The following is a 24,378-nucleotide window of genomic DNA, read 5'->3' as shown; positions in this document are numbered from 1 at the left end:
GTGAATGCATGAGCCTGCGTTTTCTTCCCTGGTCCTTTGCCCTCGCGCTGCTGGTCGGCTGCAGCACCGTGTCCGCGCCGCATGTGCAGCGCAAGGGCAATCTGTCGCCCACTGCCGAGGCCGGCCAGGCCGCTGATGTCGCAGCAGATGCTGCCCGTGACGCCCAGGGCGCTCCGCAGGCGGTGATCCGCCGTGGCACCGGCACCATGATCAACCGCGAAGCAGCACGTGCACCGGCACCGGCGCTGCATGGCGCCAGCACCGGTGAAGCAACCTTCAATTTCGAAGGCGAGTCGGTGCACGCGGTGGTCAAGGCCATCCTCGGTGACATGCTGGGCCAGAACTACGTGATCGCACCGGGCGTGCAGGGCACGGTCACCCTGGCCACGCCCAAGCCGGTGTCGCCGGCCCAGGCGTTGAACCTGCTGGAGATGGTGCTGGGCTGGAACAACGCCCGCATGGTCTACAGCGGTGGCCGCTACAACATCGTCGCTGCCGACCAGGCGCTGGCCGGTACGGTTGCGCCGAGCACGGCGCCTGCAGCCAGTGCGCGTGGCTTCGAGGTACGGGTGATCCCGCTGCAGTTCATCTCCGCCACCGAGATGAAGAAGGTGCTGGAGCCCTATGCGCGGCCCAATGCCATCGTCAACGTCGACAGCGGCCGCAACGTGATCACCCTGGGCGGTACCCGCGCCGAGCTGGAAAACTACATGCGCACCGTCGAGATCTTCGACGTCGACTGGCTGTCGGGCATGTCGGTGGGCGTGTTCCCGATCCAGTCGGGCAAGGCCGAGCAGGTCGCTGCCGACCTGGAGAAGGTGTTCGGCGAGGAGAGCAAGACCCCCAGCGCCGGCATGTTCCGTTTCCTGCCGCTGGAAAACGCCAACGCCGTGCTGGTGATCACCCCGCAGGTGCGTTACCTGGACCAGATCCAGCAGTGGCTGGACCGTATCGATACCGCCGGTGGCAGCGCCCGCCTGTTCTCCTACGAGCTGCGCTACATCAAGGCGCGCGACCTGGCCGAGCGGCTGAGTGAAGCCTTCGCCAGCAGCGGCAACCGCGGCGGCTCCAGCCCGGCATCGCTGGCACCCGGCGCGATTCCATCGCAGCTGGGCAGCGACGGCGAGCGCGGCATGGACAGCAACAACAGCAGCAGTTTCGGTTCGACCCCGGGCAGCGGTTCCAGCGGTGCCGGCAACGGCAGCATGAACCTGCCGCAGCGCCAGTCCGGCAACGTCAGCGTCAGCCTGGAAGTGGAAGGCGATCGCGTGGGCGTCTCGGCGGTGGAGGAGACCAATACCCTGCTGGTGCGTTCGAGCCCGCAGGCCTGGCGCTCGATCCGCGAGGTGATCGAGAAGCTGGACGTGATGCCGCTGCAGGTGCACATCGAAGCCCAGGTGGCCGAGGTATCGCTGGATGGTGACCTGAAGTACGGCGTGAACTGGTTCTTCGACAATGCCGTGGCCGGGCGTGCCCTGACGGGAGCATTGGGCGGCGTGACCCTGCCGGCAGCAGCGGGTGGCTCCTGGAGCAGCTTCGCCGGTGCCGCAACCGGTGGCGAAGGCCTGGGCTGGGCATTCACCGGCCACAATGGTGCGGCGGTGGTGAGCGCGCTGGACAAGGTCACCGATGTACGCCTGCTGCAGACCCCCTCGGTGTTCGTGCGCAACAACGCCGAGGCCACGCTCAACGTGGGCGACAAGGTGCCGATCAACACCACCACGGTCAACACCGGTATCGGCACCGGCACCTACAGTTCGGTGCAGTACATCGACACCGGCGTGATCCTGAAGGTGCGCCCGCGCGTAACCCGCGATGGCACGGTGTTCCTCGATATCGTGCAGGAAGTGAGCAGCGCCTCGAACGTGCCCGACAACTGCAATCCGACCGAGCGCAACTGCAACCCGCGGATTTCCACCAAGAAGCTGTCGACCGAAGCGGCGGTGCAGAGCGGCGACACCATCATGCTGGCCGGCCTGATCACCGATTCGGCCACCGATGGCAGCAGCGGCATTCCCGGCCTGAGCCGGATTCCGGTGGTCGGCGCGCTGTTCGGGCAGAAGAGCCGCACCAGCCGCCGTTCGGAAGTGATCGTGCTGCTGACCCCGAGCATCGTGCGTAACGGGCAGGAAGCGCGGAATCTGACCGACGAGTACAGCCAGCGCTTCCGCGCGATGGAGCCGCTGAACCAGCCGCGCGCAAAGAAGTAAGGGGTTTGCGGCCGGGCTGCGCCCGGCACCCGCAGAGGCCGGAGCCAGAGCCAGAGCCGGAGCAACGGCAACAGCGGGTTTACTGAGGGGTGGCGGGGCGGTGTGGGTTGGCAGGACACGCCGTAAACCCACAGGCCGGCCCAGCCGCCAGCGGCTGGGCCGGGCCCCGAAAGGGGGACTTGCAGCGTCCCCCGCAACCGGACCCACCCCGCCAACCCCAGGAACCCAGCTCTTGCTTCGGCTGTTGCTGTTGCCCTGGCCTGAAGCGGGTGCCGGGTGCAACCCGGCCGATACCCTCCCGGTGCTAGGCTGTGGCTAACGACAACCACGGAGGCGGGATGGGGGCGATCGTGTTGTTGCCGCTGTGCGTGGACGATGCCGCGCTCGACCGCTGCCTGGCCGCACTGGATGCCGGCACCGCGCCGGGCACCGCGGTCTGGTTGGCCGACGATGCGCAGACCGGGCCGCGCGCGCAGGCGGTGGTGGAACATTGGTTGGCGCATACGCCACTGCAGGCCGAGTACACCCGCCGCGCGCGGCCGCTGGGCGAGGTGGCCCACCTGGACGAGATGTTGCGCGCCTGCGATGGCATGGACGTGGCGGTGCTGGCACCGGACAGCGTGCCCGCGCCGGGCTGGCTGCAGCAGCTGCAGGACACCTTCGCCCGCGATGCCGCCATCGCCACCGCAACCCCGTGGTGCAATGCCGGCGAAACCGCTGCGTGGCCACGGCTGGGCGAAATCAATCCCGAACCCCATGATCCGGCCCTGCTGGCGCATACCTGTGCCACATTGCCAACCCTGCACCCCGAGCTGCCGTCCGCAGTCACCCATGCGGTGCTGGTGCGGGGCAACGCGCGTCGACGTGCCGGGGGCCTGGACGTGGACAGCTACGCCGGCTGGAACGCGGCGCTGGTGGACCTGAGCCTGCGCATGGCCGGCCTGGGATGGCGCAACGTGCTGTGCGAGACCGCCTTCGTCAGCCGGGCAGGGGAGGCGATCAGCCGTGACGGCGATCTTGAAGCGCTGGCTGCGCGCTGGCCGGGCTGGGTGCCTCGGTTGGCGGACTTCCTGATGCACGACCCGCTGCGCGGGCTGCGTGCCGACCTGCAGCAGCGCATGCGGCAGGCGATAATGCCGAAGGAACAGGGCGACCTGTTCGTTCCTTCCGCGCCGGAGCCACCCGTTTGAATGTTGCCATCGCCGCCATCGTCGTCACCTACCAGAGCGGCAGCACCATCGATGCCTGTCTCTCGCGCCTGCGCCAGGCGCGGGACGTGGCCGAAATCCGGGTGATCGACAACGGCTCGATGGATGGCACGCTGGATATCGTGCAGCGCCATGCCAGCCACGACCCGCGCGTGCGTTTTGTCGGCAATCCGGACAATCCCGGCTTTGCCGCCGCAAACAACCAGGGGGTGGCCGATTCGCACAGCCCGTGGCTGGCCTTCATCAACCCGGACCTGATGGTCGAGCCCGATACTCTGGCCGAGCTGCGCAGCCGTGCCGAACGGTTGGGGGATTGCCTGCTGGGTGTCGAACAGCTGGACGAGCATGGCCATGCCGACGAGGCCGTGCGCCGTCGTGATCCGGATTTCCTGTTGATGCTGCGTTCGCCCGGCAAAGGCTCGAAGCTGTCGGTCCCGCGCGATCCGCAGCAGGCGCTGCAGCGGGTGCCGGCGTTGTCTGGCGCGCTGCTGCTGATGCCGCGTGCGCTGTTCGACCGCATCGGTGGCTGGGACGCTGGCTATCGCCTGCACGCCGAAGACCTGGACTTGTGCCGGCGCGCACGTGAGGCTGGCGCGGTGGTGGCGATCGCCAACGACCTGCAGGTCACCCATGTGCGCGGTGTCTCCAGCCGCTCACGGCCGTTCTTCGTGGAATGGCACAAGCACCGGGGCCTGTGGCGCTATTTCCGGAAGTTCGAGGCCAGTCAGCGTTCGCTGCCGGTGCGCGTGGCGGTGTGGGGCGCGATCTGGGCCCACGCCCTGATGCTGGTGCCGCGCCTGGTGCGCAGGTCGTTGTAGAGCCGGAAGGGCATCCACGCATGGCGTGGATCTACCAATGCCGTTCCGCGGAGAGCCGAGCGTGGCCGCAGCCACCCCGGTTCACCCTGCTGGGCGCATAATCCGCCCCATGCCTATCATCCAGTCCCTGCTCGACACCGACCTGTACAAGTTCACCATGATGCAGGCGGTGCTCCACCAGCACCCCGGTGCCCAGGTGCAGTACCGGTTCAAGTGCCGCACGCCCGGCATCGACCTGGCCCATTACATCGACCAGATCGACGAAGAGATCGACCACCTGTGCAGCCTGCGTTTCAGCGACGCGGAGCTGGATTACATGCGTGGCCTGCGCTTCGTGAAGCCCGACTTCGCCGATTTCCTCGGCCTGTTCCACCTCGACCGCAAGTACATCCAGCTGCGCGCGTCGAAGACCGTGCCCGGCGAGATCGAACTGGACATCACCGGCCCGTGGCTGCACACCATCCTGTTCGAAGTGCCGCTGCTGGCGATCATCAACGAAGTCTGGTTCCGCAACACCACCACGCCTGACTTCGCCGAAGGCGAGCGCCGCCTGCAGGCCAAGGCCGCGCTGCTGCGCGATACCCCCGGTTTCGAACAGTGCCGCATCGCCGACTACGGCAGCCGCCGCCGCTACTCGCGCGACTGGCACGCGCGCCTGCTGCCGCTGCTGCGCGATGCACTGGGCCCGCAGCTGGTCGGCACCAGCAACGTGCACTTCGCCCGCCTGTACGGCATGACCCCGCACGGCACCATGGCCCATGAGTATCTGCAGGCCTTCCAGGCGCTGGGCCCACGCCTGCGTGACTCGCAGGTGGCGGCGCTGGAATCGTGGGCACGCGAGTATCGCGGCGACCTCGGCATCGCGCTGTCCGACGTGGTCGGCCTTGATGCGTTCCTGCGCGACTTCGATATGTACTTCTGCAAGCTGTTCGACGGTGTCCGCCACGATTCGGGCGATCCGTTCGACTGGGGCGACCGCATGCTGGCGCACTTCCAGCAGCGCCGCGTCGATCCGCGCAGCAAGGTGCTGGTGTTCAGCGATGGGCTCGACATCGCCAAGGTCATGCGCCTGTACGACTACTTCCGTGGTCGCTGCCAGGTCGCGTTCGGCGTCGGCACCCACCTGACCAATGATCTGGGTCCGACGCCGCTGAACATCGTGATCAAGATGGTCCGCTGCAACGGCCAGCCGGTGGCCAAGCTCAGCGATTCGCCGGGCAAGAGCATGTGCGACGACCCCGGCTACCTGGCCTACCTGCGCCAGGTCTTCGAGCTGCCGCCGGCGTAAACACGTCGGCTTACAGGTAGTCGACCACCACCAGGTAGGCGCCCTGCAGCGGCTGCTGCTTCGAAGCCTGCACGCTGTAGCGCTCGGAGAAGGCGATATCGCCGGCGCGCATCGCGCTGGCCGACACCGACAGCTTCTGCCCCTGGCGCTTGCCGTCGCGCAGCGTCGCGGCCTGGCCATCGGCCAGCGCCGTCACAGCCACCGTCGAGCCCTTGGCCGACGGCGGGCAGGCCGCCAGGCTCAGCTCGCCCTGGGACAGGTTGGTCATGCAGCCCGGCTCGGCGATACGGCCGCTGAAACGAATGCTGCCGCTGCTGGCCTGGGCCAGCGCACTGACGGACATCAGGGCCACGCACAGCAGAAGGGAGGTTCTCATGACACGTTCTCTGGTTCGGTGTGTCCTAGTTAGCGACAGGTTCGATCCGTCTTTAATAGGACGATTCCGAATCTGCTAGGGCCATCACCAACAAAGAGTGATGCGCATCAAATAAGGTGATTTCCACCTTAAAAAGGCCTGTTTCCGCGCATGCCGAATGCGCCGCCAGGTGCGTCATGCAGGGTCGTTTGTGGCCTGATCCGGCCACCGTCAAATTCCTTGCGCTCCCCCAATCATGATTTCGCCTAACACGTCACATTTGAGGCGTCAATGAATTGGCGTTCAGAAAAATAATGAGACTTTCATCACAGTTGTGCCTATACTTGCGTCACGGATTCAGGGGAAGGTATGTCCGAGTCCGGCCACAGGTGAGACGCAAGGATGGGTCTTGATAGCCCGGCAGTGCTCCTTGCTTCCTCCTCTACTTCTCATCTCTTCAGTAGGGTTAGGTAAAAGCGAATGCACAAGATCAACCTCATTGCCGCTCTGATGCTGGCCGCCGCTCCGCTGGCCGCCAACGCCGCCGACGGCACCATCACCTTCAACGGCAAGGTGACCGACAAGACCTGCACCATCTCGACCCCGGGCGGCAAGGACTTCGCCGTCAACCTGCCGACCGTGTCCAAGAACACCCTGGCCACCGCCGGTGCCGTTGCCGGTCGTACCCCGTTCGCCATCAACCTGACCAAGTGCAGCGCCGGCAACGTCGCGACCTACTTCGAGCCGGGTTCGACCGTTGATTTCAACACCGGCCGCCTGCTGAACCAGGCCTCGGCCAACGCTGCCACCAACGTGCAGCTGCAGCTGCTGGGCTCGAACAACCAGGTCCTGCCGATCAAGGCTGCCGGCGCTGGCCTGGCCCAGACCAACTCGCAGTGGGTCACCGTCGGCACCGACGGCTCGGCCGACCTGAACTACTACGCTGAGTACTACGCCACTGCCGCCGCCACCCCGGGCGACGTCACCAGCAGCGTCAAGTACACGATCATCTACAACTGATCGTAGCCGTACCCGCACTGGCCGGCGTACGCGCCGGCCAGTGCATCGCGGCCCCTGGCCACATACCTCGAGCGTAGTACTTCCGATGAAAGCATTCTTTCCCCGGGCGCTGCTGCTGGCAGCGTTCACGCTGCCCTTCTGCCAGAACGCTCTGGCCGGCGTGGTGGTCAATGGCACGCGAGTGATCTATCCGGCGCAGGCGCGCGAAGTCACCGTGCAGGTCGACAACGTGGGCGATTCGCCGGCGCTGGTGCAGGCCTGGATCGACAGCGGCGACGCCAACCAGACCGCCGATACCAGCGATGCCCCGTTCGTACTGACGCCGCCGATCGCGCGTGTCGAGCCGGGCCGCAGCCAGGCGCTGCGACTGATCTTCTCCGGCGCGCAGTTGCCGACCGACCGCGAGTCGGTGTTCTGGCTCAACGTGCTGGATGTGCCGCCGTCCCCGGACAACGCTGACAGCGGCGAACAGAATTACCTGCAGGTCGCGTTTCGTTCGCGCCTGAAGCTTTTCTACCGGCCGCAGGGCCTGAAGGGCGTCGCCAACGATGCGCCGGCAGCGCTGCGCTGGACCCGCAATGGCGACCGCCTGCGGGTGGAAAACCCGGGCCCCTTCCACGTCACTCTGGCCGAAGTACATGCCGTGACCGGCAGCAGTGAAAAGGCCGTCGAGGACAAGGGCGCGATGGTCGCGCCGAAGCAGAGCCTGGAGTTCGCCGCACCGGCGGGCACCGACCAGGTCCGCTTCATCACCATCAACGACTACGGCGGCCGGGTGGAACACACCATCCGCCTCGGCAGCACCGGGGGCTGAACGCGCCGCGCCGGCCCCTGGCCTGCGCATCCCGCCACCGCCGCTGTGCGGCGAATTGAAGGAATGTCAGTGTGATCGGAAACAGATTGACATTGTCGATCCATCAGGCGCTTTGCCTGTTGGTTGCTGGCGTGGCCTGCCCAGGATGGGCGCTGGCTGCCCCGGCCAATCTCGGCGAACAGGCGCTCATGGCGCAGAGTGGTGCGGCCAATGCGCGTGCACCCGAATCGGCGCAGTTCAACTCCAGCTTCCTGTCTGGCCAGGCCAAGCAGGTGGACCTGGCGGCCTTCAGCAACGGCAACCCGATGGTGGCCGGCAACTATCGTGTCGACGTGTACGTCAACGGTGCCTGGCAGGGCCGTCGCGATCTGCAGTTCAAGGCCGATGCGCAGGGCCGTGTCGACGCCTGCCTGCCGCTGCCGATGCTGGAAGAAATGGGCGTGGACAGCGAGGCCGTGCTGCTGCAGCAGGATCCGTCCGTGCCCACCGACAAGACCAGCTGCGTGCCGGTCCAGCAGCGCATGGCCAATGCCTATGGTGTCTATGACAGCGGCAACCTGCGCTACGACCTGAGCATCCCGCAGGTGTTCCTGCGCCGCGAGGCGCGTGGCTACGTCAACCCGGCGCTGTGGGACCGTGGCATCAATGCCGGTTTCGTCGGCTACAGCTTCAATGCCATCGACAGCGACAGTCGCGTCGAAGGTGGCCAGCGCAACCGCAGTGCCTACCTCGGCCTCAACGCCGGCATGAACCTGGGTGGCTGGCAGTTCCGCCACGATTCGAACCTGACCTGGTCCGAGGGCGACGGCCGCCATTGGCAGAGCATCGCCACCTATGCGCAGCGCGGCATTCCGCAGGTGCGCGGCATGCTCACCATCGGTGAGGCCTACACCACCGGTGAACTGTTCGATTCGATCGGTTACCGCGGTGCCAGCCTGGCCAGCGACGACCGCATGCTGCCCGATTCGCTGCGCGGTTACGCGCCGGTCGTGCGCGGCATCGCCGAGACCAACGCGCGCATCGAAGTGCGCCAGAACGAGCAGCTGATCTACTCCTCCACCGTGTCGCCGGGCAGCTTCGTCATCGACGACCTGTACCCGACCGGTTACGGCGGTGATCTGGAAGTGAGCGTGATCGAGGCCGATGGCCGCCGCCGCGAATTCAAGGTGCCGTTCGGTTCGGTGCCGCAGATGCTGCGCGAAGGCGTGTCGCGTTACTCGCTGACGGCCGGCCAGGTGCGCAACAAGCTGCTGGCCGATGAGCCGTGGCTGGTGCAGGGCACCTACCAGCGCGGTATCGGCAACCAGCTGACCCTGTACGGTGGCAGTGCACTGAGCGATGGCTACCTGTCGCTGCTGTACGGCGTCGGCCTGTCCACGCCGGTCGGCGCATTCGCTGCCGACGTCACCCATGCGCGTACCTCGTTCGATCACTACGGCAACCACACCGGTGCCAGCGTGCGCTTGAGCTACAGCAACATGATCGGCGAGACCGGGACCAACCTGACGCTGGCCGCCTACCGCTATTCGACCGAAGGCTTCTACAGCCTGCAGGACGCGCTGTACGGCCGTGATTCGGACAAGCGCGGCATCGATCCGACCACCCGTGGCCGCCAGCGCAGCCAGTTCCAGGTAACGCTGAACCAGCCGCTGGGCCGTCGCGGCGGCGCGCTGTACGTGACCGGTTCGGTGCGTGACTTCTACGACCGTTCCGGCACCTCCAAGCAGTACCAGGTGGGCTACAACAATGCCTGGCGCTCGGTGAACTACGGCTTCTCTGCGCTGCGCACCGAAGAGGGCGTGCTGGGCCGTTCCGACACCCAGTACCTGTTGTCGATGAGCGTGCCGCTGGGTCGTGGTTCCCACCCGGTGTCGTTCAGCGCCGATCTCGGCGTGCGCGACCGCGGTGGCTACGACAACAGCCGCGTCGGCATCACCGGTTCGGCCGGTGTCGACAACAACTTCAGCTACGGCGTGGCGCTGTCCGATTCCCGCGAAGGTGGCACCACCGCGGTCGGCAACGCCGAGTACCGCAGCCGCTACTCCGCGTTGAACGCGACCTACAGCCACTCGCGCGATTTCCGCCAGGCTTCGGTCGGTGCCAACGGCAGCGTGGTCGTGCATCCGGGCGGCTTCACCTTCACCCCGCAGCGTGGCGACACCATGGTGCTGGTGGAAGCGCCGGGCGCACGCGATGCGATCGTCAGCAACGCCCCGGGCCTGCGCGTCGATGGCCGCGGCTACGCGGTGGTCCCGTACGTTTCCCCGTACCGCCTCAACACCGTCACCCTCGACCCGCAGGGCATGGCCCACGACGTCGAGCTGGAAAGCACCAGCCAGTCGATCGCGCCGTTCGCCGGTGCCATCAGCTACCTGCGCTTCGATACCCGCAAGGGCAACGCGCTGCTGATCCAGGTGCGCAACCCGGATGGCCGCACCATGCCGTTCGGTGCGCAGGTCAAGGATGAGCAGGGCCAGCCGGTGGGCATGGTCAGCCAGGGTGGCCGCCTGTACGTGCGCAGTGAAAAGAACCAGGGCCGCCTGCTGGTGGAGTGGGGCGCCGGCGCCGACCAGCGCTGCACCGTCGATTACCAGGTTCCGGCGGGCGCCGATGCGTCCAAGACCGGCTTCATCCCGCTGGAGGCAGCATGCCGATGATCTCTTCCCGTGGCCGCAAGGCGCTGAGTGCGGTGGCCATATTGGCTGGTATTGCCGTGGCCAGCCCGGCGTTGGCGACCTGCTACATCACCCAACAGGGCTTTGTCGCGCAGGACGTGCAGATGGACATGGGGCAGATCGTAATCCTGCCCAGTCTGCCCGTCGGTGGTGTGATCAAGGAGCTGATCGTGCCTATCAACCAGCGCGACAGCATCGGTTACTGCGATCGCTGGGGCGGTAGTGCCAATGGCCGTTTCGTCAACGCCGCGCAGCAGAACGCGGTCCCGGGTTTCAGCAACGTCTATGCCACCGATGTAGCCGGGGTGGGCATTCGTGTCTATCGTGATTCGGGCACCATCCAGACTTACTACCCGCATACCCTGCAATTGGGGGGCAGCCGGACGTTGACCCTCAACGGTGGCCGCTTCCGGGTGGAGCTGATCAAGACCGCCGCGCAGACGGGCTCGGGCATCATCGCGCCTAACGGCCGCTTCACCACCTATTATCTCGACGGCGACGGCCCTGGCCGTCCGGAACTGACCTCGACCTTCAAGGGCTCGGGCACCACCGTGGTCAGCCCGACCTGTGAAGTGCAGGCCGGCAGCCGCAATATCGCCGTCGATTTCGGCAGCGTGCCCAACACTACCTTCACCGGTGTCGGTTCCAAGGCCGTTGACCGCGATTTCGAGATCCGCCTGAACTGCCAGGGCAGCAATGTCGCGCAGTACCAGAGCAAGATCGGCATCCGCCTCGATGCCGATCAGGACAGCTCGAACATGCCGGGCGTGCTGAAGCTCAGTGCGGCCACCAACAGCGCCACCCGCATCGGCATCCAGATGGTCCAGCGCGATGGCACCACCGAGCGCGAAGTGCGCTTCGGCCAGACCGTCAATGTCGGTACCACCACCCCCGGCACCAGCACGATGACCTTGCCGCTGCGCGCCCGCTATGTGCAGACCCAGGCCGGCACGGTCGGTGCCGGTGTCGCGAACGGCCAGGCCACCTTCACCATCCAGTACGAGTAAGGCGGCCCCAGGCCGCAGCCACTGCTGCGTTCCACCGCAACGTCGCCCGTGACACGGGCGGCGTTGACTGCGTCTTGATCTTCCAACGATGAAGATCAATGCCACGACGCGCGTACCATCATTCGAATGTGATGTACGTCGCGATTTTGGAGTTTCCTCATGAGGTGACCGTCTCCTGCCTGCGGGTATTGGACGGGAACGCCGAAAGGATCCAGACGTGGCTACAGCTCCTGGCATTTCCCCGCACCGGCTGTCCGGAGCGCTGCGGTGAAGGTCCTGTCGGTGTTTGGCACGCGACCGGAAGCGATCAAGATGGGGCCGCTGGTGCGGGCCCTGGCCGAGGCTGCGGACATCGAATCGGTGGTCTGCATCACCGGCCAGCACCGGGCGATGCTGGACCAGGTGATGTCGCTGTTCGAGATCACCGCCGACCATGACCTGGATGTCATGGTGCCCAACCAGACCCTCAATGGCCTGTGTTCCAGGCTGTTCGAACGGCTTGACGCGCTCTACACGCAGGTCCGTCCCGACCGGGTGCTGGTGCACGGTGATACCACCACGGCGATGACCGCCGCGCTGGCCGCGTTCCACCACCGCATTCCGATCGGTCATGTCGAGGCCGGACTGCGCACCGGTGACATCAACCGGCCGTGGCCGGAGGAAATGAACCGGCGGGTGATCGATGTGGTCGGCGACCAGTTGTACGCGCCCACGCCCAGCTCGCGCGCCAACCTGGCCGGTGAACACCTGGGCGGGCAGATCCTGGTCACCGGCAACACCGTCATCGATGCCCTGCAGCAGACCGTAGAGCGCCTGGATGCCGACCCGGCGCTGCGTGCGCGGGCTGACGAACCCTTCCACATGCTTGACCCCGATCGTCGCCTGCTGCTGGTCACCGGCCACCGCCGCGAGAGCTTCGGGCAGGGCTTCGAGGACATCTGCCGTGCGCTGGCTGAACTGGCACGGCGGCCGGACCTGCAGGTGCTGTACCCGGTGCATCTGAACCCGAACGTGCAGGGCCCGGTGAACGCCCACCTCGGCCATCTCGACAACGTGCACCTGGTGCCGCCGCAGGACTACCTGCGCTTCGTGCGGCTGATGCAGCGCGCCGACGTCATCCTCACCGACTCCGGTGGCGTGCAGGAAGAGGCACCGGCGCTGGCCAAACCGGTACTGGTCATGCGCGACGTCACCGAACGCCCGGAGGCGGTCGAGGCCGGTGTGGTGACGCTGGTCGGCACCGCGCCCTCGCGCATTGTCGAAGCTGTCAATGCGGCACTGGCACAACCACCGCACCCGACCCGCTTCGATCCCCACGCCAGCCCCTACGGCGATGGCCGTGCCAGCGCGCGCATCGTCGCCGCCCTGCGTGGCACGCCGCTTCCCGAATTCTCGCCCGGCCTCCGCAGCAGCGGCGCCGTCCACCCCCACCCACGCGAAGTGACGCCATGACCCAGACCGGCCGCTCTCCCCTGTTTGCATCCGCCGCCGCGTTCGTCCTGTCGGGCGTGGTTGGCAGTGCCCATGCCGCCGACAGCGTCGCCGGCCAGTTCGCCGAGTGGAGCGGTGACAGCACGGTCAGCCGGCAGATGACCCTGCGCGAACTCGGTTTCCGCCAACCGCTGGTGCTCAGCGGGCAGGAGAGCCAGCGCGAGATCTACCTGCCGGTGCCGGCCGGTGTCGCCACCCGCGATGCGCAGCTGCAGCTGGACGGGCGCTACGTGCGCGGCCATGCCGGGCGCACGTCCGGCCTGTGGTCGGTCGATGGCGATCCGATCGCCGCACGCTCGATCACCGATGCACAGGGTGACGCCAGCCAGCTGCTGGCCATCGATGGCGAACCCCGCCAGAACGGCTTCGTTCGGGTCGGCGTCGGCTGGTGGTCGATCGTGTCCGACTACCAATGTGCCGACCAGAGCGCGCCGGCCAACGTGCTGCGGCTGTCGCCGGACTCGCGCTTCAGCTACCGCTTCGACGGCCGCGCCGTGGACACCGTGGCCAAGGCCTGGGGCGCGCTGCCCCCGCAGGTGCGCCTGCTGGTGGACGGCAAGGCGCTGCAGGCCCCCATCTACGACGCGGCCTGGCGCATTGGCACGGCCCTGCAGGCCGGTGGCAAGCAGGTGCAGGTGCTGGCGCTGCCCAAGGTCGGTGACAGCGTCGACCTGACCGGCATCAGCATCCCGGCCAGCCTGCAGGTCGTGCCGGCCTATGCCGCGCTGGCCACTGGCGAGCGCGCGCATGCGATCAAGGATCTGGCCGAAGTGGGGGCACTGCTGTCGCTGCGTGACAGTGGGCCGCTGGCCGCCGAGGTGATGATCGGCAGCGATGCGCTGCGGGCCGGCGTGCGCGCGGGACTGGATGCGCTCGCTGCACAGGTCGGCGCCACCGGCGCCGATGCGGGCACCGCGTTCGCCGCGTGGCGCGGTACCGACATGGGCGGCCTGGAAAAGCCCGCGGCCACCGCCTCGGTCCGCGTGGTGGCCGTTGCCGGCCGTCCGACGCTGGTAGTCGACCCGGCGGCGGCGGGCAAGGTCGCCGGGCTGTTCGCCGAACAGTGGCGTAGCTATGCGCTGGGCCGTAGCCTGCAGGTCAGCGCAGCGGGCACGCCGAAGCTGGACGGTGACCAGGTGCTGCTGAGCCGGCTCGGCAACATTGCCGGCTCCATGGATGTGGTGACCCGCGCCGACCGCAGCGCCAGCTTTGATCTGGGGGCGCTGTCGGCCGACGGCCGCCTGCCCGAGGAAGTGGTGATCGATGTCTCGGCGGCCCCCAACGCGGCCGGGCAGGGCGCGGTGGCCACGATCTACTTCAACGACTATCTGCTGGGCGGCAAGGTGCTGTCGGCCAACGGCCAGCCGCAGCGGCTGGTGGCCAAGGTGCCGGCCTACGCGCTGTCGGCACGCAACGAGATCCGCGTCAGCTTCCTGCGCCAGCCGGCACGCCCCTATTGCCACGATCCGGCCACCGCGTATCCGGTCTCGATCCTGCCCAGCAGCCACCTGACCCTGGCCAAACGGTCGCTGGGCAGTGACTTCGTCGGTGCCAGCAGCCAGCTGTCACGCGGCAACCAGATGTTCGTGCCCGCTACGTGGCTGCAGGACGCGCCGGCATCGCTGCGCAAGGTGATCGCGGTGGCCAGTGCAGTGGGGGCCTCGCCAGAGGCGTCGGAGCTGAAGGTGGTCGATGCCGGTGCGGCGATCAGCCCGGATGCGCCGTGGCTGGCTTTCGGTGTGGCGCCGTCGGGTGTCGATGTGGCCGGCCTGAAGGACGGCCACCTGCTGATCGGCGGGAAGCCTCAGCCGCTGCTGGATGTCAGCGGCCTGGATCGCGCCGCGGTGGTGCAGGTCGGCACCTCCGGCGGCCAGCTTGGCGTGCTGTACAGCGATCTGGGTGCACAGGCACCGTCGTTCGGCGCACCGTTCCGGCTGCTGCGCGGTGATCTGGCGGTGCTCGACGGCAGTGATGCCGTGCGCGAGTTCGATCGCCAGGATCCTTACGGGGGCCGAGTTGCCCAGGATGGCAATCCACAATCGAAGTGGGAACGGCACATGGTCTGGTTGCTGCTGCTGGTCGGCGTGATCGTGTTCGCGCTGCTGGCCGCCCGCGTCACCCAGGTGCGCCGCCGCAAGTCCGCCAACACAGGGCACTGATCCACCGTGGACGGTCTGTTCTGGAACATCCAGCTGGCCAACTACTACGCCGTCCTGGAAACCACGGCGGCGGCGGTGGCCGTGCTGATCCTGATCTCCAGCCTCGATGATCTGTTCATCGACGTCTGGTACTGGGTGCGCGAGAGTTGGCGCGCGCTCACCATCAAGCGGCGCGAAGCGTACCGGCCACTGACCCAGGAAGACCTGATGCAGCGGCCGCAACAGCCGCTGGCAATCATGGTGCCGGCGTGGATGGAGTACGACGTCATCGCGCAGATGGTGGAGAACATGATCAACGTGCTCGACTACCGCGAGTACGTCGTGTTCGTCGGCACCTATCCCAACGACCAGCAGACCATCGATGAAGTCGAGCGCATGCGCCGCCGCTACAAGCGCCTGCGCCGCGTGGAGGTGCCGCATGACGGGCCGACCAGCAAGGCCGACTGCCTGAACTGGCTGATCCTGGCGATCTTCGATTACGAGAAGCGCCACGACATCGAGTTCGCCGGCGTGATCCTGCACGACAGCGAGGACGTGCTGCACCCGATGGAACTGCGCTTCTACAACTACCTGCTGCCGCGCAAGGACATGATCCAGCTGCCGGTCACCTCGCTGGACCGCGAGTGGTACGAACTGGTGGCCGGGGTCTACATGGACGAGTTCGCCGAATGGCACGCCAAGGATCTGGTGGTGCGCGAGAGCGTGTCCGGCATGGTGCCGTCGGCCGGTGTTGGTACCTGTTTCTCGCGGCGCGCGCTGCTGGCATTGAGCGCGCAGACCGACAACCAGCCTTTCAACACCGACAGCCTCACCGAGGATTACGACGTCGGCGCGAGGCTGGCAGCCATGGGCATGCAGTCGATCTTCGCCCGCTTCCCCGTGCAGTTCCGCGTGCGCCGCCCATCCTGGTTCGGCTGGGGGCCGGTGCGCGAGCGCACCCAGCAGATGGCGCTGTGCGTTCGCGAGTACTTCCCCGACAACTTCCGCGCGTCGTACCGGCAGAAGGCGCGCTGGGTGCTGGGCATCGGCCTGCAGAGCTGGGAGTCGCTGGGCTGGCGCGGATCGCTGGCCACCAAGTACCTGCTGGCGCGCGACCGAAAGGGCATCATCACCTCGTTCGTCAGCATCATCGCCTACATCATCTTCCTGCAGCTGCTGCTGTTCTGGCTGTTGAAGATGACCGGGCTGTGGACGATGCAGTTTCCCAGCGTGTTCCAGGCCGGTACCTGGCAGATGAATGTCGCGCTGCTGACCACCGCAGCGCTGGCGACCCGGGTCGTGCAGCGCTTCTACTTCGTCAACCGGTTGTACGGCTGGGAGCACGCGCTGATGTCGATCCCGCGCATGGTGGTCGGCAACATGATCAATTTCATGGCCACCGCCCGTGCCTGGAAGGTGTTCCTGGCCTACCTGCTGTTCGGCAAGCGCATGGTCTGGGACAAGACCATGCACGACTTCCCCGATGCGGCGCAGCTGGTGCAGACCCGCAAGCAGCTCGGTGAGCTGTTGACCACCTGGCAGGCGGTGGAACCCGAACGCCTGCAGCAGGCGCTGGAGCAGCAGCAGGCAGGCCGCCAGCAACCGCTGGGCCGCATCCTGCTCACCCAGGGCTGGTTGGATGATGAAACGCTGGCCGAGGCCATCGCCTTCCAGGGTGACCTGCCACGCGCGGTGATCGACGTGGACTACCTGCGCGCCTGCCAGTTCCCGATCAGTGCCGATGCCTGCGTGCAATGGCGCATGCTGCCGCTGCCGCCGCGCCAGGAAGGCACCCTGCGGCTGGCCGTGGCCAGCCCGCTGCCCGAAGACGCGTTGGCCCTGCTGAAGCAGGAAACGCGCAGCAACCACATTGAACAGAGCATCGCCCGCGAAAGCGAGATCAACGCCGGCCTGCGGCTGATCGGTGGCGACCGGCAATGGCAGCTGGACAACGTGCCCCTGCTGGGCGATCTGCTGGTGGAAATGCGCCTGATCGATCACGCACGCTTCGAGATCGCACTGGACGACTACATGCCGCAGCGCGACGGCCGCATTGGCGACTACCTGGTCAAGCAGGGCATCACCACTGAAGAGGCCGTGGCCCAGGCCATGCAGGAGCAGCGCCGGCGTGCGGCCACGCTGCAGTCACCGCCGCCCGGAGCCTTGCCGGCATGAAGACCACGCTGCTGTCCACTGTCATCACCGTGGCATTGGCCACGGCCGCCGCGCCGGTGCTGGCACAGACCGATGCACCACTGCCATTGTCCGGTGCCGCCTACCGCATCGCCGAGCAGGCGTTTGCCGCCTATGAACGTGGCGATTACCCCGCGGCCTACCGGCAGTCCAGCGAAGCGATCCGGTTGCGCCCGGACGTGGTGCGGCTGCGCCTGCTGCAGATCTATGCGCTGCAGAAACTGGGGCGGGGTGCCGAGGCGCAGCAGCAGGCACGTCGTGCACTGGATGCGGGGTTGAAGGATCCGGCCTTGCCGGCGCTGGCCGCTGCGCCCAGGACGAGCACAGGTGCGGCGCGTACCGGAGCGGTACCGCGTGCACCCGCAACGGTGACCGACCGCAATAGCCGGCAGGCCTATATGCTGGCAACCGAAGCCTATGCGGCCTACGACGCCGGCCAGATGGGCGTCGCCGCCAGCAAGGCCGAGCAGGCGTTCCGGCAGCAGCCGCAACAGGGCGCATGGGCGCTGCTGTGGGTGGCGGCGCTGGAGGCACAGCAACAGCCCGGACAGGCCGACGCCGCCATCGGTACCGCGCTGCAGCTGGGCGCACCGAACGTCGAGGAGTTGCGCGCGCGGCGGGTGGCACTGGGCCGCCAACGCGCGCTGCTGCTGGCCCAGCAGGCCTATCAATCGCTGTCTGCAGGCGAGAATGCCGCCGCCATTGAGCAGGCGCACGCTGCCGTGGAGCTGGCCCCCGACGTTGCTTCATACCGGTTGCTGCTGATCACCGCGCAGCTGCAGGGCGATCAGCTGGCCGACGCTGAGCGCAGTGCCGACCAGGCGTTGCAGGCCGACGGCCAGGATCTCAATGCACGGGTGATGCGCGGCTACCTGCGCCAGCGCCAGGGCAATACCGTGCTCGCCAATGAGGACTTCGACACCGCACTCGCTGCGCCGGGGTCAGCAATGCAGCAGCGCAACGTGCGCCTGCTGGCGGTGGATGCGGCGCTGGCCGCAGGCGATCGGTTGCGCGCAGCTGCACTGCTGGCACCGTTGCAGGCGGCGGTACCGGCAGGTGAAGGCGATGCACGGTCACAGCAGCTTTTGCAGCAGGGCATCGAGCAACGCAGCCGGGCGATCCGCTCCAGTCGCGAGCTTCCCCGCATCGGTGCCGAAGCGTACCTGGCACCAGTCCAGCACTGCCAGTCCGTTGACAGCGGCAGCGTCTGCGAGCTGATGCCGGCCGACCTGCAGGGCGATGGTGGTGCCGCACAGCGTGCCTACGCTGCCTATGCGCGCCAGGATTACGCCGATGCCATCGGTGAGGCACGGCAGGCCGTGCAACTCGCGCCGGACGACGCGAACCTGCAAGGCCTGCTGACCACCACGCTGGCGGCGGGCAACCGTGCCCAGCAGGATGAAGCGCGGCAGCGCCTGGATGCGGCACTGGCACAGCACCCTGATGACGCGGGGGCGCTGATGCAGCGCGGCTACCTCAACCAGAAGGCCCATGAGCCGGCGCGCGCACTGGCCGACTTCCGGGCCGCCGAGGCCACCGGCAGGGCACCGAAAAGCGTAGTGCTCGACCAGGCCTACGCCAGCGCAGCCAACGGTGACCATCCACAGGCGGTGACGCTGCTGCGTAGCGCCATTGATCGCACCGATGCCGGTGAGCTGCCACTGGATGAGCGCCAACGCTACAACGTGCGCAATGCCATCGCCAATTACTCGCGCGAGTGGGGCGTGATCGCCTCGGCGGGTTTCCGTGGTGCGCGCCAGGCGGCGACCAATGTCGGCGGTGCAGCGATCAGCACGCCGGGCGATTCGGTGTTCAGCACGCTGGAGGCGTTCTGGCGGCCCCCGGCCTTCAACGACCAGCATGGCACGCTGGAACTCTACGCACGCCTGCTCAACACGCTGTACGACGAGGGTGGCACTTACGAATCGATCCGCGCGGTGGACCCGTGCACCGGCGAATCAACGCCGGATGCGCGTGCACGCGCCGAACGCCTCAGCCATTCGCGTTCCACCACCGGCTGGCCGTCCACCATCGCTTCGTTCGGCATGCGCTACGCCTTCGGCCAGACCGGCCTGAGCGCCGGCCTCGAGCGCCGCCAGTTCCTCGGCAGCGCAACCCGCCAGGGCGAGGTCTACCCCGCCTCGGCGGCCGTGCAGTGCCGCCTGCAGTTGGCCCGGAACCCGCCACTGGAAGCCAGCACGCTGGCCCGCTACCGCTTGGCCAGCGGTTCCGGTGGCTGGATGTCCTACCTGACCTATGGCTATTACCACGGCACCGATCTGCGCACCGACGTCAACCGGTGGTGGATGGTCAGCGGCTACGCGCAGGGCGGCTATACCTGGGATGACAACAGCGCGCACTTCACCCTCGATGCACTCGATGCCAATGGCGCGCCGGTGCGTCGAATCGGCGATGCCAACGGGCGCCTGCATCGCGAACAGTGGTTCGCTGCCGGTGAACTACGCGCCGGCCGCAGCTTCCGCTTTGGTGCCGGGCAGACCCATTGGGTGGTCACGCCGTATGTCGTGGTGGGGGCGGACTGGCTGGACCAGCGCTCGCGGGTGCGCGACATCCGTTACCCGCTGTTCCCGGCGCAGTCGTTCGCGCTCAACGATACGCAGCGCAGCTGGTCACTCGGCGCAGGGCCAGGCGTGGGCGTGCGCTACTGGTTCCGCGAGGACCACTACAACACGCCGCGTTCCTACCTGGACCTGACCGTGCAGTACCGCTTCGCCATCGGTGGCGGCGATACGCAGCGCGCCAAGGGCCTGTTCGCCACCGCCATCCTCTACTACTGAGGCAGGCCCCAACGTCGTCGCAGCGCGGCGGCCTGCGGTGTGTCCTGGGTCAGCCATGGCTCCAGCGCATAGACCAGCACGTGCTGTGCGCCGCTGGCGCGTGCCCATGCCAACTGCCGCTGGACGCGTGCGGCATCGGCCGTTTCGCCCTTGAATCCGCTGCCGTCGGCGGGACCGCCAGGCAGTTCGCGGAACAACTCAACGATCGCATCGAAACCGATGCCGTGTGCGTGGAAATGATCGAGCAGCGGTTGCAGCTGCTGCACGTTGCCAGCGCCGGCAACGCCCACGCCGTCCTGCACCATCGGCCGCAGCGTGGCCTGTGCCAGCACCGCCTGCCACAGCATGACCAGGTTGCCGTCGGTCTGCAGGCGGCTGAAGTAGCAGGAAATCGCACAGTCGCCGCCGCGCGCGCTGGCGGCCTGCACCAGCCGGTGCAGCCATTGCGCCAGCCACTGCTGGCGGGCCGGGTCAGCCCAGTGGTACTGCTCCAGTTCGTAGGGCAGGTACCAGCCCTCGAAGGCCGGCTGCTGCGCCCAGGGGGCCTGTGCCAACCAGTTGCGTGCATGCGCGAGGCTGTCGGCCAGGAACGCCTGCAGCGTGGCATCGTCGGCCCCGATCGCCTGCCACCAGCGTTGCTGGAAGGGCAGGCCGACGCGGATGCGGATGTCGTTCTCGCTGGCCGCGGTGAACAGCTGCTGCAGGCTGCCGTCGGGCAGCGACCAGTCGCCGTCGCTGCCACCGACGATGCCAGTCCACTGCAGCACCAGCTGACGGCAGCCCAGCGTATGCGCAAGCTTCAAGGATCGCTGCCAGTCGGCCAGGCACCACTGCAGGTGGCTGCGCCACGGCTGCAGGAAGGTGCCATCGACCTGCACCGGCAGCGAGCAGCCGGGCAGGGTGGCGAAAGTAGCGGCCAACGGCGCCAGCACCGCCGCGCGCAGCAGCCGGCGGCGCAACGGCGAAGACGGATCCGCGGGAAGGTCGGGCCGAACCATGCCTGCATCATCCCAGAGCGCCGTGCGTGGCGGGTGAACCCCGCGCCTGGTAGTGCCGGCCGCTGGCCGGCATCGCGCCCAAGGTGGCAGGTGAATCACCACCCGGTAGTGCCGGCCGCTGGCCGGCATCGCCTACCGCTTATTCCAGCGCGTAGCGCAGGGTGAACAGCACCGCCACCAGCCACACCGCCGGATGCACTTCGCGCCAGCGCCCGGTACCGGCCTTCAGCGCGGCATACGCAATGAAGCCGAACGCCAGGCCGTTGGCAATCGAGTAGGTGAACGGCATCGCCAGCGCACACAGCGCCGCCGGCACCGATTCGGTCAGGTCGCTCCAGTCCACTTCCACCAGTTCGCGCAGCATCAGGCCGGCCACGAACAACAGGGCCGGCGCGGTGGCATAGCTGGGCACCATCGACGCCAGCGGCGAGAACAGCAGCGCTGCCAGAAACAGCGCCGACACCACCAGCGCGGTCAGGCCGGTACGGCCGCCTACCTGCACGCCCGAGGCGCTTTCAGCGAAGGCGGTGGTGCTGCTGGTGCCCAGCATCGAACCCGCCACGATGGCGGTGCTGTCGGCCAGCAGCGCGCGGCCGAAACGCTTCTGCGCGCCCGGCAGCTTCAGCAGGCCGGCACGGCCGACCACGCCGTACAGCGTGCCGGTGGCATCGAACACCTCCACCAGCACGAACACCAGCACCACCTGCAGAAGTACTGCGATGGGTGCGCCGCCGTCATGGTGCAGCAGGCCCGGCAGGTCCAGCTGCAGGAAGGTGGGTGCAAGGCTCGGCGGCAGCGAGACCAGGCCCTGGTACTGCACGTCGCCCAATGCCCAGCCAGCGCCGGTCACGGCCAGGATGCCGATCAGGATCGCACCGCGGATGCGGCGCGCTTCCAGCACCGCGATCAGCAGGAAGCCGGCCAGTGCCAGCAGCGGCGGCGCCGTGTTCAACGGGCCCAGCGCCACCAGTGTGTCTTCATTGCCGACGATCACGCCGGACTTCTGCAGCGCGATGATCGCCAGGAACAGGCCGATGCCGGCCACGATGGCCGAGCGCAGCGATGAGGGAATACCCGATACCAGCCACGCGCGTACTCCGGTCAGGGACAGCACCAGGAACACCAGGCCTGAGATGAACACCGCACCCAGTGCCTGCTGCCAAGGCAGGCCGGCAGCGCCGACCACGGTGAAGGCGAAGAACGCGTTCAGGCCCATGCCTGGTGCCATGCCGACCGGGAAGTTGGCGGCCAGCGCCATCACCGCCGAACCCAGTGCGGCGGCCAGGCAGGTGGCCACGAACACCGCGCCCGCGTCCATGCCGGTGGTGCCGAGGATTTCGGGGTTCACGAAGACGATGTAGGACATCGTCAGGAAGGTGGTGACACCGGCCAGCAGCTCGGTGCGCACGGTGGTGCCGTGCTGCTGCAGCTGGAACAGGCGCTCGAACAGGGACATGGGGTCGCTCATGGGTAGATGCCGGCCGCTGGCCGGCATGCATGGTCGGTACACATTGCAAAAATGAGAAAGGCCGCGCGAGCGCGGCCTTTCCGGTTGCCTTACTTCAGCGCCTTGAAGCGCAGGCGCTTCGGCGCGGCGTCGTCGCCCATGCGGCGGCGCTTGTCTTCTTCGTACTCGCGGTAGTTGCCCTGGAAGAACTCCACGTGCGAGTCGCCTTCGAACGCCAGGATGTGGGTCGCGATGCGATCCAGGAACCAGCGGTCATGCGAAATGACGAAGGTGTTGCCCGGGAACTCCAGCAGCGCATCTTCCAGCGCACGCAGGGTTTCGATGTCCAGGTCGTTGGACGGTTCGTCGAGCAGCAGCACGTTGCCACCCTGCAGCAGGGTCTTGGCCATGTGCAGGCGGCCACGCTCACCACCGGACAGCGAACCGACCATCTTCTGCTGGTCCTGGCCCTTGAAGTTGAAGCGGCCGATGTAGGCGCGCGACTGGATCTCGATGCCGTTGATGTTGAGGATGTCCAGGCCGCCGGCGATTTCCTGGAAGACGTTGTGGTTGCCTTCCAGCGCGTCGCGGCTCTGGTCCACGTAGGACAGCTTCACGGTCGGGCCGACCACGATCTCGCCCGTATCCGGCTTTTCCTGGCCGGTGATCATCTTGAACAGGGTCGACTTACCGGCACCGTTCGGGCCGATGATGCCGACGATGGCACCGGCCGGCACCAGGAAGCTCAGGTTGTCGAACAGCAGGCGGTCGCCGAACTTCTTGGAGACGTTCTTGAACTCCATCACCGCATTGCCCAGGCGCTCGCCCGGCGGAATGAAGATTTCGTTGGTCTCGTTGCGCTTCTGGTAATCGACCGACTGCAGCTCTTCCAGGCGGGCCAGACGGGCCTTGCCCTTGGTGCGGCCGCCCTTGGCGTTCTGGCGCGACCACTCCAGTTCCTTCTGGATCGCCTTCTGGCGGGCCTTTTCCTGGTTGTCTTCCTGCTTCAGGCGCTCGTCCTTCTGGGTCAGCCAGTCGGTGTAGTTGCCCTTCCACGGAATGCCGCGGCCGCGGTCCAGTTCCAGGATCCACTCGGCGGCGTTGTCCAGGAAGTAGCGATCGTGGGTGACGGCCACCACGGTGCCGGTGTAGCGCGCCAGGAACTGTTCCAGCCATTCCACCGACTCGGCGTCGAGGTGGTTGGTCGGTTCGTCGAGCAGCAGCATGTCCGGCTTCTGCAGCAGCAGGCGGCACAGGGCCACGCGGCGCTTTTCACCACCTGACAGCTTGCCGACGATGGCATCCCACGGCGGCAGGCGCAGCGCGTCGGCGGCCACGTCCAGCTGGTTTTCCAGCGTGTGTGCGTCGCCAGCGGCCAGGATCGCCTCCAGGCGCTCCTGTTCCTTGGCCAGCGCGTCGAAGTCGGCGCCTTCCTCGGCGTAGGCGGCGTACACCGCTTCCAGCGCGGCCTGGGCCTGCAGCACTTCGCCCACGCCTTCCTCGACCGCTTCACGCACGGTCTTGGTCGGGTCCAGTTCCGGTTCCTGCGCCAGGTAACCGACCTTGATGCCCGGCTGCGGGCGGGCCTCGCCCTCGAAATCGGTGTCCACGCCGGCCATGATCTTCAGCACGGTGGACTTGCCGGCGCCGTTCAGGCCCAGCAGGCCGATCTTCGCGCCCGGGAAGAAGGACAGCGAGATGTCCTTGATGATCTGCCGCTTGGGCGGGACCACCTTGGACACGCGGTTCATGGTGTAGATGTATTGCGAGGACATGCGGTCTCCGTAGGCGCGGCCCTGCGCCCGACCCGTCACGGGTGGATCCCGTTGCGGCAGCGGGCACAGACTGAAATGGAATACCGCCAATTATAGCCGGAACCGGTTCCGGGCCGCTCCCGGGAGGCGCCGCCGGGCTGGCT

Annotated in this window: 16 protein-coding genes; 12 read left to right on the top strand and 4 right to left on the bottom strand. The window is 67.2% G+C overall.

The features are described from left to right. The first annotated feature begins 8 nt into the window (after positions 1 to 8). The 4 genes from gspD (at position 9) to pncB (ending at position 5,524) form a co-directional block, all read left to right on the top strand. Positions 9 to 2,210 (top strand): type II secretion system secretin GspD, encoded by a 2,202-nt coding sequence (gspD, locus tag AC5P5S_RS13125; RefSeq protein ID WP_033834384.1) that lies wholly within the window; start codon positions 9 to 11, stop codon positions 2,208 to 2,210. A 338-nt stretch (positions 2,211 to 2,548) separates the two neighbouring features. After that, complete coding sequence (locus tag AC5P5S_RS13120; RefSeq protein ID WP_495276323.1) at positions 2,549 to 3,400, top strand: glycosyltransferase family 2 protein; 852 nt, start codon at positions 2,549 to 2,551, stop codon at positions 3,398 to 3,400. Next, a complete protein-coding gene (locus AC5P5S_RS13115) occupies positions 3,397 to 4,236 on the top strand; it encodes a glycosyltransferase family 2 protein (protein ID WP_062607824.1) in 840 nt (279 codons plus the stop codon). The genes AC5P5S_RS13120 and AC5P5S_RS13115 overlap by 4 nt, the downstream gene beginning before the upstream one ends. 109 nt (positions 4,237 to 4,345) lie before the next feature. Continuing rightward, positions 4,346 to 5,524, top strand: coding sequence for a nicotinate phosphoribosyltransferase (gene pncB / locus AC5P5S_RS13110; RefSeq protein ID WP_005412211.1), 1,179 nt, complete (start codon positions 4,346 to 4,348; stop codon positions 5,522 to 5,524). Between the two features lie 10 nt (positions 5,525 to 5,534). Here pncB and AC5P5S_RS13105 read toward each other — a convergent pair whose 3' ends face one another. Beyond that, entirely contained in the window at positions 5,535 to 5,900 is a 366-nt protein-coding gene (locus AC5P5S_RS13105; RefSeq protein ID WP_005408037.1) for a hypothetical protein, read from the bottom strand. A 459-nt stretch (positions 5,901 to 6,359) separates the two neighbouring features. Between AC5P5S_RS13105 and AC5P5S_RS13100 the strand changes: the two genes are divergently transcribed. The 8 genes from AC5P5S_RS13100 (at position 6,360) to AC5P5S_RS13065 (ending at position 20,015) form a co-directional block, all read left to right on the top strand. Beyond that, positions 6,360 to 6,899 (top strand): fimbrial protein, encoded by a 540-nt coding sequence (locus AC5P5S_RS13100; protein ID WP_005408038.1) that lies wholly within the window; start codon positions 6,360 to 6,362, stop codon positions 6,897 to 6,899. Positions 6,900 to 6,984: 85 nt separating this feature from the next. Then, positions 6,985 to 7,713, top strand: a complete 729-nt coding sequence (locus tag AC5P5S_RS13095) for a fimbrial biogenesis chaperone (protein WP_231336761.1) — start codon at positions 6,985 to 6,987, stop codon at positions 7,711 to 7,713. Positions 7,714 to 7,805: 92 nt separating this feature from the next. Continuing rightward, the gene (locus AC5P5S_RS13090) at positions 7,806 to 10,370 is read left to right on the top strand and encodes a fimbria/pilus outer membrane usher protein (RefSeq protein ID WP_005412212.1); all 2,565 of its coding nucleotides are present in this window, start codon (positions 7,806 to 7,808) and stop codon (positions 10,368 to 10,370) included. Then, a complete protein-coding gene (locus AC5P5S_RS13085) occupies positions 10,361 to 11,395 on the top strand; it encodes a fimbrial protein (protein WP_005408041.1) in 1,035 nt (344 codons plus the stop codon). The genes AC5P5S_RS13090 and AC5P5S_RS13085 overlap by 10 nt, the downstream gene beginning before the upstream one ends. A gap of 267 nt (positions 11,396 to 11,662) precedes the next feature. Further along, positions 11,663 to 12,847 (top strand): non-hydrolyzing UDP-N-acetylglucosamine 2-epimerase, encoded by a 1,185-nt coding sequence (wecB, locus tag AC5P5S_RS13080; RefSeq protein WP_005408042.1) that lies wholly within the window; start codon positions 11,663 to 11,665, stop codon positions 12,845 to 12,847. Continuing rightward, positions 12,844 to 15,045 (top strand): hypothetical protein, encoded by a 2,202-nt coding sequence (locus AC5P5S_RS13075; RefSeq protein ID WP_062607822.1) that lies wholly within the window; start codon positions 12,844 to 12,846, stop codon positions 15,043 to 15,045. Before wecB ends, AC5P5S_RS13075 begins: the two co-directional genes overlap by 4 nt. A gap of 6 nt (positions 15,046 to 15,051) precedes the next feature. Continuing rightward, positions 15,052 to 17,199, top strand: a complete 2,148-nt coding sequence (locus AC5P5S_RS13070; protein ID WP_049461019.1) for a glycosyl transferase family protein — start codon at positions 15,052 to 15,054, stop codon at positions 17,197 to 17,199. Beyond that, positions 17,196 to 20,015: an NfrA family protein gene (locus AC5P5S_RS13065; protein ID WP_062607818.1), complete on the top strand. Its 2,820-nt coding sequence runs from the start codon at positions 17,196 to 17,198 to the stop codon at positions 20,013 to 20,015. Before AC5P5S_RS13070 ends, AC5P5S_RS13065 begins: the two co-directional genes overlap by 4 nt. On the opposite strand, the gene AC5P5S_RS13060 is transcribed toward AC5P5S_RS13065, so the two are convergent. The 3 genes from AC5P5S_RS13060 to ettA all read right to left on the bottom strand — a co-directional run bounded on the left by AC5P5S_RS13060 (position 20,009) and on the right by ettA (position 24,235). Further along, positions 20,009 to 21,013, bottom strand: coding sequence for a DUF4434 domain-containing protein (locus AC5P5S_RS13060; protein ID WP_062607816.1), 1,005 nt, complete (start codon positions 21,011 to 21,013; stop codon positions 20,009 to 20,011). The genes AC5P5S_RS13065 and AC5P5S_RS13060 overlap by 7 nt on opposite strands. Before the next feature lie 139 nt (positions 21,014 to 21,152). Next, a complete protein-coding gene (locus tag AC5P5S_RS13055; protein WP_024957255.1) occupies positions 21,153 to 22,469 on the bottom strand; it encodes an NCS2 family permease in 1,317 nt (438 codons plus the stop codon). Positions 22,470 to 22,570: 101 nt separating this feature from the next. Further along, positions 22,571 to 24,235 carry an energy-dependent translational throttle protein EttA gene (gene ettA / locus AC5P5S_RS13050; RefSeq protein ID WP_005408049.1) on the bottom strand — a complete coding sequence of 555 codons (1,665 nt, stop codon included), beginning with the start codon at positions 24,233 to 24,235 and terminating at the stop codon, positions 22,571 to 22,573. Positions 24,236 to 24,378: the final 143 nt, after the last annotated feature.

It is taken from the genome of Stenotrophomonas sp. YJH_SMC_54, from assembly GCF_059368435.1.
This window is presented reverse-complemented; position numbering and strand designations above follow the sequence as displayed.